The sequence below is a fragment of the Vibrio furnissii CIP 102972 genome, from assembly GCF_000176175.1.
Lineage (GTDB): Bacteria > Pseudomonadota > Gammaproteobacteria > Enterobacterales > Vibrionaceae > Vibrio > Vibrio furnissii.
Genome location: NZ_ACZP01000017.1, coordinates 90399 through 102801 on the forward strand (window position 1 = coordinate 90399; position 12403 = coordinate 102801).

The 12403-nt window shown below is 47.9% G+C and carries 11 protein-coding genes; all 11 read right to left on the reverse strand.

Features of this window, described 5'->3' with window-relative positions; all coding sequences use genetic code 11:
* Positions 1 to 20: 20 nt before the first annotated feature.
* The gene (waaA, locus tag VFA_RS18725; RefSeq protein WP_004728420.1) at positions 21 to 1286 is read right to left on the reverse strand and encodes a lipid IV(A) 3-deoxy-D-manno-octulosonic acid transferase; all 1266 of its coding nucleotides are present in this window, start codon (positions 1284 to 1286) and stop codon (positions 21 to 23) included.
* Positions 1287 to 1294: 8 nt separating this feature from the next.
* The gene (gene waaF, locus VFA_RS18730; RefSeq protein ID WP_081454509.1) at positions 1295 to 2341 is read right to left on the reverse strand and encodes a lipopolysaccharide heptosyltransferase II; all 1047 of its coding nucleotides are present in this window, start codon (positions 2339 to 2341) and stop codon (positions 1295 to 1297) included.
* A 74-nt stretch (positions 2342 to 2415) separates the two neighbouring features.
* Positions 2416 to 3489 (reverse strand): glycosyltransferase family 9 protein, encoded by a 1074-nt coding sequence (locus VFA_RS18735; RefSeq protein WP_004728422.1) that lies wholly within the window; start codon positions 3487 to 3489, stop codon positions 2416 to 2418.
* Positions 3482 to 4705, reverse strand: coding sequence for an O-antigen ligase family protein (locus VFA_RS18740; RefSeq protein WP_004728423.1), 1224 nt, complete (start codon positions 4703 to 4705; stop codon positions 3482 to 3484). The genes VFA_RS18735 and VFA_RS18740 overlap by 8 nt, the downstream gene beginning before the upstream one ends.
* Positions 4706 to 5689, reverse strand: a complete 984-nt coding sequence (lpxM, locus tag VFA_RS18745) for a lauroyl-Kdo(2)-lipid IV(A) myristoyltransferase (protein ID WP_038152552.1) — start codon at positions 5687 to 5689, stop codon at positions 4706 to 4708.
* A gap of 237 nt (positions 5690 to 5926) precedes the next feature.
* On the reverse strand, positions 5927 to 7093 hold the full coding sequence (locus VFA_RS18750; RefSeq protein ID WP_004728425.1) for a nucleotide sugar dehydrogenase: 1167 nt from the start codon (positions 7091 to 7093) through the stop codon (positions 5927 to 5929).
* A 40-nt stretch (positions 7094 to 7133) separates the two neighbouring features.
* Positions 7134 to 8075: an ADP-glyceromanno-heptose 6-epimerase gene (rfaD, locus tag VFA_RS18755; protein WP_004728426.1), complete on the reverse strand. Its 942-nt coding sequence runs from the start codon at positions 8073 to 8075 to the stop codon at positions 7134 to 7136.
* Between the two features lie 156 nt (positions 8076 to 8231).
* Positions 8232 to 10487, reverse strand: coding sequence for a YjbH domain-containing protein (locus VFA_RS18760; protein ID WP_004728427.1), 2256 nt, complete (start codon positions 10485 to 10487; stop codon positions 8232 to 8234).
* Positions 10484 to 11242, reverse strand: coding sequence for a capsule biosynthesis GfcC family protein (locus VFA_RS18765; RefSeq protein WP_038152554.1), 759 nt, complete (start codon positions 11240 to 11242; stop codon positions 10484 to 10486). Before VFA_RS18765 ends, VFA_RS18760 begins: the two co-directional genes overlap by 4 nt.
* Positions 11242 to 11877: a YjbF family lipoprotein gene (locus VFA_RS18770; protein WP_004728429.1), complete on the reverse strand. Its 636-nt coding sequence runs from the start codon at positions 11875 to 11877 to the stop codon at positions 11242 to 11244. Before VFA_RS18770 ends, VFA_RS18765 begins: the two co-directional genes overlap by 1 nt.
* Positions 11878 to 12163: 286 nt before the next feature.
* Complete coding sequence (locus tag VFA_RS23530) at positions 12164 to 12385, reverse strand: hypothetical protein (RefSeq protein ID WP_004728430.1); 222 nt, start codon at positions 12383 to 12385, stop codon at positions 12164 to 12166.
* Positions 12386 to 12403 lie beyond the last annotated feature (18 nt).

Below are 12403 nucleotides of genomic sequence, written 5' to 3' on the forward strand. Positions count from 1 at the left end.
CTGCATTCAAGTGCATTTTTTTAATTTTTATGTAGGGCAATATTGGCGACAGTGCGCGATATTGCACCTCTATTCTGCTTCACTACGTTTTGCGCGTTGATTCCCTTCTGTTGCATCAGTTGGGGGCTCGCCCAAAGCTGTTGAAGGTTGTCTGCAATCTGTGGTGCATTTTCGCAAATACTCACGGCATCGTTGTCTTGTAGCATTTGCATTATTTCATTGAAATTATAATAGCTTAGACCATTGAGCAGCGGTTTTCCAAGTGCGGCGGGTTCCAGCAGATTGTGCCCGCCGACTTTCTCGCCGATTAAACTGCCGCCCATGAAGCAGATATCGGCCGCGCTGATCAGTGCCAACAGCTCTCCCATGGTATCGCCTAAGTAGATCTGAGTGCCTGGTGCTATTGAGGCGGATGAGGTTCTGCGATGCGTGGTGAATCCGTGTTGAATGCACAAGTCGAACACGGCGTTAAATCGTTCCGGGTGACGGGGCACAAGGATCAATAGGGCATTTGGAAATTGTTTCAGCAACGCCTGATGTGCGTCGAGGAGAATGGCATCTTCGCCGTCGTGGGTGCTGGCGGCAATCCATACCGGGCGTGCCTCGCCCAGTTCTGCACGTAATTGTCGCCCTTGTTCAAGCACGGTGGGGGCGATCTCGATATCAAACTTAATCGAGCCCGTCACCTGAACTTGTTCTGATTGAAAACCCAAGCGAAGAAAACGCTGAGCATCGCTATCGTACTGACACAAAATACGATCGACGTAGGGGCGAATCAGTTGAAAGAGTGCGGAAAACTGTTGATAGCGAAGGCAAGAACGCTCGGATAAACGCGCATTGATCACGGTGACTGGCACTGCCTGTTGATGAACGGTTTTTAAGGTATTGGGCCACAGCTCGGTTTCCACAATCAATAGTTGTGAAGGGTGGACTGCTTTCAAGAAGCGACGGACACACCACGCAAAGTCTAACGGCATGTAGCGATGTTCAACGAGATCGCCCAATTTGGTAATTTGCTCTGCGCCCGTGCTGGTGGTGGTGGTGACGACAATGGCCTGATTGGGCTGCGCTTGTTTGATGGCTTTGATCACCGGAATCGCGGCAATGGATTCACCCACGGAAACCGCATGAATCCAAATCGGTTTTTGGGCGGTCACCTTGGGGGTCATGCCCCAATGTTCTTTCCAGCGAACGCCAAACGCAGGTTTGCCCGGCTTCTTTTTGTACAGGGAATAGAGCAAAATCGGGCTCGCCAGCACCAGCAGCAGGGTATAAATCAGGCGCATATAACGTTCTACTCCTGCGCTGCGTGATCGAACTGCATTAATGCATCAATGACGCGTTGTGGCGCTAACTCTTTCAGACACTTCAAATGGCCCAATGGACACTCGCGCTTAAAGCAAGGTCTGCATTCAATCTCGGTGTGAATAATGGCTTTTTTCACGGCCAGAGGTGGGGTGTACGTTGGCGAAGTGGAGCCATATACGCCGACCACTTGGCAACCCACCGCGGCGGCCACATGCATTAACCCCGAATCATTGCTGACGACGCTCTCGCAGCAGGCCAGCATGTCGACGGCTTCGATTAAGCTGGTTTTTCCCGCCAAATCAACGATGTGTGCTCGTTGGTCGTCGCTGAGGTCGGCCGCAATGGCTTGTGTGGTTTTGCTATCTTTCGCCGAACCAAATAACCAAACTTGTTTCCCGGCATCGATCATCGCCGCAGCGACGGCGGCGTAATGTTCGGTTGGCCATTGCTTCGCTGGTCCAAATTCAGCGCCGGGACATAAGCCAATGATTGGGCGAGTGGCGTGAAGGGCAAACTTATCGCGCGTGTGTTGCTGAGCATCTTTGTCAATATATAGGCTTGGGCGCGGCAAGGTGTCGAGGCCGCCTAATGAGGAGGAGTCCACCATGGTGGCTTTGGGATGCGCCAAAGCAACATAACGCTCGGTCATGTATTGGAAGGATTTTTTATTTGGGCGCACATCGTTCAGCAATCCGTAACGCATCTCACCTTTCCAACCGGTTCTGACTGGGATATCGGCAAACCAAGGAATCAGCGCAGATTTAGCGGAATTCGGCAGAACATAAGCCTGATCATATTGGCCACGCATCGATTTGCCGATGGCACGGCGACCAAGCAAGTTAAAATCACCATGCCCTAACGGCATTTCGATCGCTTGGTGGACTTCGGGCATGCGCTCCAAAATGGGTTTGCACCATGCAGGCGCCATGACATCGATGATGGCGTCGGGATGTTGTTGCTTAAGACGCGTATAGAGGCATTGAGACATCACCATGTCTCCGACCCATGAGGGGCCAATCACTAGAATTTTCATTCGATACTTCGATTCGTTTGATGCTGTGTTCATTCTGGCGGTAGAGAAAGAATGAACACAAGCGTTTTGCTCTTTTAGTGTGAAGATAGCAGAGATTTACGCTTTTGCTTGAGCTCTGACCATTCAAAATCATGCACATAGACACGGTCGTTTCGACCTTTGGCTGGTGGGTTAAACACCACTTCTGCTTTATCTGATAGCGGATGCCACTCTTGGAAATTGCGCGGGTCGTCGGCATAAATCGCCAGAATGGGCGTATTCAAAGCGCTGGCCATATGAACCACAGAGGTGTCGGGCGTGACACACAAGTCGACCTGACTGAGCAGTTGCAACGAAAATGCCAATGACGGTGTTTCGCTTAACAATTGCACGCGTGGATTTTCGAGTTCAGTGACGAGCTCTTTCAGAAATTCAATTTTCCCCGGAACGGGAATCAGATAAAGGGTGTCTTGCGGGAAATCACGTAGCCAAAGATTCAGCAGCTTGTAGGCTTCCGTTTTGGAAAACTGACGATATTTACTTGAACCAAATAGATTGATTGCCACGGTCGTTGTTTTTGGATCCACGATTGTTGATGTTGAATAAGGAATCAACGGAATGTCAGCAGATTCTGGCACATCACAAAACAACTTCGCGACCGCAAGGTAGCGATCTTTAAAGTGCACATGGTCATGGGGGAGACACACGTTGAAAATCGGATGTGATTCTTTATTAAACCCGATGTTATACGCTGAGCCCAATTCATGCAGGGCGAGCAATTCCTTAAAGTCGAAACTGGTGCCGAGTTCAACCACCGCATCAAATTGCCCGCGATATTGGTTGAATGATCGCGCGGTCTTCACGCCCCGTTTTCCACAAGGAATGATGTTGCACTGGGTTGATTGTTCAAACCAACTTGCGCAAAAACTTGGTGTGATGACGGACACCTGAATGTCTGGGCGGTATCGTTGCAACATTTGGATCAGCAAACCACTCATGATGGCATCACCCAGTTTGTTGTCCCAACGCAATAGCGCCAAACTCTTGATGTCACGGAGTGGCACGGTTGTTTGGGGAGCCTTATCAAAGCGCTGACAGTAATAGCGCAACTTGAGTTTTTTCTGCTTGTTGCGTAATGCTCGGTTGAACTGTTTTAATTTCTTAAGCACCGCTGAATCTCACATGGTTCGTCTGTTTTGTGGGCTGAAAGGACGTGTTGATCAAAATAAGCATGGTGAGGACGTACAAAATAAATGTTTGGCCATTATAAAATGGCGCATCGGTAAGCCCCATGACGACATACAATGCAACCACGGAGAGGACAATATTTTTTGTACGCTTATCGGCGTGTCTAACTAAATACAGAGGTAGTAATAGTAGCAATAGCAGAAAGAACAGACCGATGAGCCCTGATTTCACCACGCTGTCGATAAACTGGTTGTGGTAATGAGGTGGATGAAGGTCATATAAAGCCTTTGTTATTTGATGCTGGGTATACAGTTGCTCAAATTTATCGAAATGATCAGTCCCCAAGCCCACGAGCCAGTTATTATCTGCCAACTTAAGAGAAGCTTCCCACATTTGGAATCTTAAGCCTATAGATGTATTCATATTACCTTGTTGAATTTGTTCGAATTCGTATTGTGTCTTTTCTATACGTTGTTCGATAAAACTACCTGAGAGCAACGTTATCAATGAGGCAACTAGTACTGACACGAAAATGATTTTCTTGATCGTAAACTTAAACAGTCCCCAAGATAGCATCAAAAAGGCACAGATAAACGCTAGCCAGACTCCACGGGATTCAGTCAGTATCAGGCTGATGATCGGGAAAAGGGATGCTCCTGCAAAGATGACTTTTCCTTTAGTTGTTTGTGCACCGAAAGAAAAATGCAACGCTAATAAGGCTAGTAGAGCAGCGATACTGGCGTAGGGTATGGGGTTAATCACTCCGAATTCCCGGTTAAAACCATGGATAACGCTGAAGTAAAGGCTATTTGAAAAAATCGTACAACAACCTAAAACCACGAGCGATTGATAATAAATGGGTTGAATTCGTTGAAATGGGAAATAGAGTGCAATCAAAGATAGGCAGATCGCTGCTCTGATTTCTCGCGAGCTTACTCCATGTAACAAGGATTGAGCGATGACAAATACACTAAATACCCACAACAAAAGATGGAACGGTTTACGGCTTGCATTTGCAATGTTGCTTTTAATTTCACCTTTAAACACGATGACAAAAACCAGCAATGAAATAACTGTGGTTATGACTAACGCTTTGCTTGCCCCCTCAAACCAAATCATAAAAGCAAAAGCGAACACGAAGGGTAGAAGCAAAAGGACTTCGTTAAAGGTTTTCTTGTTCAATAGATTGTTCATCATTTACAGCTTTACTTGATATGGGTTGATGTCTGAATCTGGACGCGTTTTCAGCAGTCGAAGAATCCACATATATTGCTCTGGGCGTTGTGACACATAGTTTTCAATGCATTCGTTCATCATTCGTGCATCCTGATGTTCATCGCCAGTTGGGAAAGGCAGCTCAGGATAGAAATCCAATTCATATTGGCCAGTTTGACTGTTGAACATGGCAAACAGCGGCACGATTTTCGATTTGCTCAACGTAGAAAGGCGACCTAATCCTGCGATGGTTGCTTTTTGAGTGGCAAAAAAATCAACAAAGACGCTGTGCTCTCGTCCCAAGTCCTCATCAGGCAGGTAATAACCCAAGTAACCGTCTTTACGGACCGATTTGATGAACGGTTTGATCCCGACACTGCGATCATACACGCGACCACCGTATTGCACGCGCTGCTTATGCATTAACCAGTCAGAGACTTTATTTTTCTGGCTTTTGGCCATCGCAGAAACAGGGTGACCACGCGAAGCCAACAAGATTGCGGGAATATCGATCGCCCAGGTATGTGGGACCAGAAGAATGACATTTTCACCCCGATCTAGAACTTGTTCGACGTGCTCAAAACCCCGCAGGGTCGTATTCGCCTCTAGCCAAGCTTTGCTGCGCAGGGATGTTGAGGCAAACCCCATCAGAAACATCACGGAAGTGATGTACATCTCAACAAGGATTTTCTCGCGGTCACTGTCGGAATGCTCTGGGAAACACATCCGTAAATTCACTCGAGCGCGAGTATTGGCTTTACTTTTGATGTTGACCGCGAGCTTGGCGAGGCTTTTGGCGATCAGTCGTTTGATTGCCACCGGCAGAAAACTCAATACACAGGCCACGATCACGGCCAACCAAGTTCCCCAGTAACGAGGATGCAGGAAGTTCATACTGAACTGCGGATTATAAGCGTAATCATCATGGTCATTACGTGGTGATGATGAAGAGTGTGATGACGACATAAGTGGCTCAGATTGGATTGCTTTTTTAGTAAAATTGTGACCGAGTATAGCAGTTAACTGGGTGGGAAACAGTAAGCAATGTGGTGATTCAGACAGCACAAAGTAATTTTCCGTCCGCGACTTGAGTAAATTGGGGCGGGGTTGTATTTGGATATAAAAACAGCCACCTGAGGTGGCTGTTTCATTCATCACCATAACATCCATGATGATGAATGATGGCGGTGTACCGGTGGACGTTTAATCGCTGCCAAACAAATCTCGGGTATACACTTTCGCTTCAACATCTTTCAACTCTTCGGACAAGCGGTTCGAGACAATAATGTCGGCCTCTTGTTTGAATGCTTCCAGATCGTTGACCACGCGGGAATGGAAGAAATGTGCTTCTTCGAGTACAGGTTCGTACACAATCACTTCAATCCCTTTCGCTTTAATGCGTTTCATGATGCCCTGAATTGACGATGCGCGGAAGTTATCGGAACCCGCTTTCATGATCAATCGATAGATCCCCACAACTTTTGGTTGACGCTGAATGACCGAATCGGCAATGAAATCTTTGCGTGTACGGTTGGCATCAACAATGGCACCAATGATGTTGTTAGGCACATTTTGATAGTTGGCCAGCAGTTGCTTGGTATCTTTTGGCAGGCAGTAACCGCCGTAGCCAAAGGAAGGGTTGTTGTAGTGATTGCCGATACGAGGGTCAAGACTCACGCCTTCGATGATTTGGCGGCTATCGAGGCCATGAACTTCGGCGTAAGAGTCCAATTCATTGAAGTACGCCACACGCATGGCGAGGTACGTGTTCGAGAACAGCTTCACCGCTTCTGCTTCGGTTGAGTTGGTAAACAAAACCGGAATATCTTGTTTGATGGCGCCTTCCATCAATAGGTTTGCAAACGTCTGGGCGCGCTCGCTTTGTTCACCTACAATGATACGTGAGGGGTACAAGTTGTCGTACAGCGCTTTGCCTTCACGCAGGAACTCAGGCGAGAAAATAATGTTTGAGCAGTTGAGGTCCTGTTTTAGTTTTTCAGTGTAGCCGACAGGAATCGTGGATTTGATCACCATTACCGCATCAGGATTGATGGCCATGACATCACGAATCACCGCTTCAACAGATGACGTGTTGAAGTAGTTGGTATTGGGATCGTAGTCGGTCGGTGTCGCGATAATCACAAATGCTGCGTCTTGATAGGCCAACGTTTTGTCGGTTGTCGCTGTGAAGTTCAGTTGCTTTTCGGTCAGAAACTGCGTGATCTCTTTATCAACAATCGGCGACTGCTGACGGTTGAGCATCTCGATCTTCTCTTGGACGATATCCAGAGCCACCACTTCGTTGTGTTGGGCGAGGAGTAAGGCATTGGACAGACCGACATAGCCTGTCCCCGCGACTGCGATTTTCATGTTGTTCTCTCTTAAAGCTTGATGACGTTGTATTGTTGATTCATTCGTTGATGATCGATAAGTATTCGGCGACGCCTTGTGCCACCGACTTAAACTCGATATCGCACCCTGCCGCGCGCAATTTGGTCAAGTCGGCTTGCGTGTATTCTTGGTATGCACCTTTGAGATGCTCTGGGAATGGAATGGTTTCAACCTGACCTTGACCATGATGCGTAATCACGGCTTTGGCGACTTCGTTAAACGACTCGGCTTTGCCGGTGCCGCAGTTGAAAATGCCGGATTTGCCGTGGTCTAAGAACCAAAGGTTCACCGCCGCAACATCGCCCACATAGACAAAATCACGTTTGAACTGTTCACTGCCCGCAAAAAGTTTTGGATTTTCGCCTGCGTTCATCTGGTTGTTCAAATGGAACGCCACCGACGCCATGGATCCTTTGTGTTGCTCACGTGGGCCGTACACATTGAAATAGCGGAAACCGGTAATTTGAGACAGTTTCTCGTGATGTACTTCCGCATCGAGCCACAGACGGCGTACGTAATTATCAAACTGCTGCTTTGAATACCCATAAACGTTCAGCGCACCTTCGTACTGAGGTTCTTCCACGAATGTGTCGGTCTCACCATAAGTGGCCGCAGAAGAGGCGTACAGAAACGGAATTTCTCGCTCCAAGCAGTAATGCAATAGCTCTTTCGAATACTCGTAGTTATTGAGCATCATGTATTTGCCATCCCATTCGGTGGTGGCAGAGCATGCGCCCTCATGGAAGATGGCATCGATAGGGCCAAAGTCATCGCCGGCCATAATCTGAGTGAGGAAGTCATCGCGATCCATATAATCTGCGATTTGGAGATCCACGAGATTTTTGAACTTGCGGCCATTTTTTAGATGGTCAACAACCAGAATATCCGTGATGCCGCGCGCGTTGAGCGCCTGAACAATATTGCTGCCAATCATGCCAGCGCCACCAGTTACGATGATCATAGTCTTTCCATTTATGCGTGAAATATGTTCCGAATATTAGCAGCAATGCGGTTTCATGGCTATTCGAGTCGCGGGCGTGGTGATGTGGCTACACAAGACAAACAGAGTTTGCAAAAGTGGGGTTAATGAATCACTAACCCCACTTGAATACATCACTTATTTGGCTTCAGAAACTTGGCTTTTTCGCTCAAACCAAGGGCTACGGGCATCCGTGAGATCGTATAAGTGATACTTACGTCCCAGCATCTGACCGCCATCGCGAGTGATTGGCTGCCATGCGATGTTCGCGCGGCTGGTGGATGGTTTAATGGTCATGATGTCAAACGGTACGGAAACGTAAAACCCTTTGTTGTAGCTGCCTTCACCGTATTCTTCCGTGGTCAGATCCGTGACGGTCGCAAATGCCCCGACAATGACACCGGACTTAAACTGTTTCGAGAAGTCAACACGGACCCCTTTATCGCCACCGAGGAATTTACCGACACTGACTTTAAACAGGGTGTTATCGATCCACTCCCATTGTGGCGTGTAATAAGTGGTAATTTGACCGGTTGTGCCTTGGTCGAGTACGTATGCTTGACAGCTCACGTCGCCAGCACTGCAGTTGCTGGCATTGTAGCCATCATAGTAGACGTACGGATCGCTAAAGGTACCAAACCAGGAGTCAGGATCACGTTGAGAGATCAAGTTGGCATCCACACCGAAGGCCCAATTGCTGTTCAATGGGCGATAGAGAATTTCACCGCCCACCCCCGCAAACATGGTTTCTAGGTAACCCGCGTAGGCTTGGGTATACACTTGTTGCAACGGTTGCTCGAACCACGTCAGCTGCAGGTTGTTTAAACGCACAGGGTTGTCGTGAACGTAGGCGCGGAACATGGTGCGAACACGCGGCACCGCAAAGTTGGAAATGTGCGGGTTGTTCTCGACGTAGTTAAATTTGTCGTAGTTATCGGCAAGATTGACGTAAATCGAACCACTGGCTTCAAGGTTATTGGTCAACCAGACATTTGCATTGGTATTGAAGCCAATTTGATAGAGGTAAAAGGACTCTGGGCCGCCAAATGATTGTTGAAACACTGGGGATATGCCTGCGCCCCAGCGTTGATTGTTTTGCGCAAGTTGCTGTCCAGACACCGGTGTTTTCGGTTCTGAGTGTGTGGTGGCATCTGACATTTTTGCGCCGATATAGTCGTGGTTAGCGACTTTTTTATACCCGCTCGCTGAAATTTCAGCTTCGGTTAGGTCAACACCATTGCGTTGCTCTACGATTTTATAAGTACGAATGGATTCTGGCGCATGATTGGCTAGAATCGCAGCGGCGCGATCTTGTGCCTCTTCACGATCACGATATTTCGTTTGTTGACCAGTGATGATTAACGTGTCGCCATCTTGACGGATGGTGTTTTTCTCATAGCCCGCATTGCTCGCAAGTTGTTCGCTGACTTCATTCCAATTCGGGTTGGCAACCGGGCGAGCCGTGACCGCCGTTTTTGGCTCATCTCGCCAGATGGCCTCAATTTGATCGAAATTGGTATACAGGTTTAGGCCAACAGTGAGGGTGTCGCCGCGCTGGTAGCTGACTTTGGCATCGCCCCAATCGCCCAAACGATAGAGCACCCCGAAGTTCCATGGTGTGTGTTGTGTCATGGGCTTCCCACCCGTGACATGTGGAAAATCTTGCGAATAATCATTGGCGTCGTATTCGACTTTGATCCGCAATGGGTCATACGGTGTTTGGTATTCGATACCACCAAACAGCGCCGCCGGTCCGTGGAACCAACGACCAGCATCAATTGAGCCGCCACTTTCTTTCGTCTCTGTGCTGCGTTCGCAGAAAGAATCACTGGCTTTACAAAGTGGGTTCGTGATGTTGCCACTTTGGCCAACATAGCCCCATCCCATACCGAGCGTGACGTCGAGATTGCCAAAACGTTTGGTGGCGGCAATAAACTCACCATCAAATAGCCCCGTACCGCCAATATCGCGAATACCAATCGAGGTTTCGGGGAGCCAATAGCCTTCTTCAAATAAACGCAGTTTGACGTCAATCCCTTTGTCGGTATACAGGTTATCGCCGCTGTAGTCTGGATTGGCGTTATACAGCATGTCAGGAACACGCGTGTAACGAATGGTGGATTCTAACCAAGGAAACAGCTGAATGGAGGTATAAAAATGTTGATAGTCATCATTCACATTGACGCCAAAATTAAACTCACCTTCAGCCGTCATTCGGCCTGAGGGCATTTGCATCAGACCCACACCACCGAAATCAGATTGAGAGGGCTTTAGCGCCACTGGGGTGAGTGTGGACGCCAACAATGCACTTGAGAATGTGCCAGAGAAAAGGCCAATACACACTGCGCTCAGTTTAAAGGCCAATGCGGTGGACGAACGTACCGAATGTGTCATAGCGCAGAACCCTCAATCATGCTGATCAGTGTGGCAATATCTTGTTCCAGTTGAACCATCTCTTGGTCGCTGGCGTTAAATCCGACGAGGAGCGCGCTACCTGGTTTCAAATGCGTGTGTGCATTATTCCAGTAAGCATAACCAACGTGAGTGATCTCACCTTCCGGAGAAATCACCCATGCATCGCTGTGATGCTTCTTATGGGGTGAGCGAGAGCGGGCGATATAATCGGCAACAGTGAAGTTGGCGTTAAATGTCATCTGTTGCTGCTCGGATAGACCAAATAACGCAATCGAATTGGGGCGCTGGGCAAGTTCAAGTTGAAATTGCCCGGGCAACAGCGGGTTGAACTCTGGCTTCAGGCGAACGGCATCGACATCCAAATTGAGCTTTTCTCGATAGCCGTATTGGTAACCACTGAGCTGCGTGAGTAGCTGTTTCGCTGCGACGCGGTAGGTGTCGTTGTTTAACAACGCGCTTAATCGCGCTTTCACGCCGGCATAGAGTTCCTGCGCTTTATCGGCTTTCGCGCCAGAAAACAAGCGATAACCTTCGTGATAAGTGTTTAAATGATTTGTTTGGTTGGCTTGTTGTTGGGCATCGAGCAAGACGCGATCCAGCCGAACCGGTTGGTTGTATTGTAAAATCACCTGTTGCATCGGTAAGGTTACGGTCGTCGGGGTATTCGCCCATGCAGAAGTGCTGCTAACGCTGGCTAAGCATAATAACAGCCAAGTTGGAATGGTTTTGGTCATTATTTCCCTTCCACATATGGTTTCAGAATATCCATTTCGATTTGACCCATTTGTGGGCCAATGTGCTGGATACTTTTGAGTACCCAGCCTTCTTTACTCACCCAATAGTGATTTTGAATGCTGGTCGTAAGTTCTGGGTAGGCAACAGTTTCCTGCCAGTGATCCAAGGTTTCTTGCCAAAGTTCAGAGGTGACTTTATCGCGGCTCAGTTTGGTGGTCGAAACGTTGGCGATATAACCGTATTGATTGCCCGCTTGCCAGTCGTAGTAAGTTTGCCAATTTGAAGCGGAATCCCACGTTTGTGCAGCAGAGCTGTCCCGATGAGCCAAGTTTTGCACCGGAAAATTGATTGTTTTAACGATTCGTCCTTGTTCCGTGACGATCATGGCGTGATCTTGAGAAATCCATTTGAGTTGAGTTTGGCCAGTGGCAGGATTGTTCTCGGCATAAGCCAATACCATAAAAACTTTAGGGCCGTTATTGAGTCTCACGTAGGCACTGGCGAAAGGGATGTCGGCAATTTGCTTGGCACTGAGTTCAACATCGTCAATGCCCCAAAAAGCTTCTTTGAGGGTTTCGTTGACACTGGAAATTCTTTGCGAACAACCAGTTAACAGTACAACACTGAATATCATCGTTGCACTGCCTAAATTACGCCATCCTAACGTTGGAATCATTGTTTAAACAGCCTTGTTTATCGAGTTGGATTATCATTTTTAGCGGATTAGATTAACAGTCTTAATCATTGTCAGCAATCGTCGTTACGGTTTTAAAACGTTAATTTTTAGAAAGAAAATGAGCTGCTCATATAAAAAAAAGACCAACAAAAAGTTGGTCTTTTCTAAGCTCAAATAGGAGAAAAACCCCTGTGGATTTAGTCTCTTCGCTTATTAGTTAGTGCCTGTTGTACCTGTGGTACCGTCACTGGCTGTTGCTTTCAGAAACAGCAACAGTGGCGGTGACCACCACAGCTGTACCAATAGCAACACCAGAAGCGGTTACACCGCCAAGGGCTGCGCCAGTTGCAGCGCCACCAGCGGCACCGCCACTAGAAGCGGCGGCAGCCGCACCTTCTTCACCGGCAGCGAATACTGACGTTGAAACACCTAGCGCAACTAGCATTGCTAATGCAATATTTTTCATAGATAGTCCTTAATATAC

Excerpts from the sequence above, each read along its gene's own strand:
- waaA (WP_004728420.1), bottom strand. The coding sequence starts at position 1,286 with ATGCGCCTGATTTATACCCTGCTGCTGGTGCTGGCGAGCCCGATTTTG.
- waaF (WP_081454509.1), bottom strand. The coding sequence starts at position 2,341 with ATGAAAATTCTAGTGATTGGCCCCTCATGGGTCGGAGACATGGTGATG.
- VFA_RS18740 (WP_004728423.1), bottom strand. The coding sequence starts at position 4,705 with ATGATGAACAATCTATTGAACAAGAAAACCTTTAACGAAGTCCTTTTG.
- lpxM (WP_038152552.1), bottom strand. The coding sequence starts at position 5,689 with ATGTCGTCATCACACTCTTCATCATCACCACGTAATGACCATGATGAT.
- VFA_RS18750 (WP_004728425.1), bottom strand. The coding sequence starts at position 7,093 with ATGAAAATCGCAGTCGCGGGGACAGGCTATGTCGGTCTGTCCAATGCC.
- rfaD (WP_004728426.1), bottom strand. The coding sequence starts at position 8,075 with ATGATCATCGTAACTGGTGGCGCTGGCATGATTGGCAGCAATATTGTT.
- VFA_RS18760 (WP_004728427.1), bottom strand. The coding sequence starts at position 10,487 with ATGACACATTCGGTACGTTCGTCCACCGCATTGGCCTTTAAACTGAGC.
- VFA_RS18765 (WP_038152554.1), bottom strand. The coding sequence starts at position 11,242 with ATGACCAAAACCATTCCAACTTGGCTGTTATTATGCTTAGCCAGCGTT.
- VFA_RS18770 (WP_004728429.1), bottom strand. The coding sequence starts at position 11,877 with ATGATATTCAGTGTTGTACTGTTAACTGGTTGTTCGCAAAGAATTTCC.
- VFA_RS23530 (WP_004728430.1), bottom strand. The coding sequence starts at position 12,385 with ATGAAAAATATTGCATTAGCAATGCTAGTTGCGCTAGGTGTTTCAACG.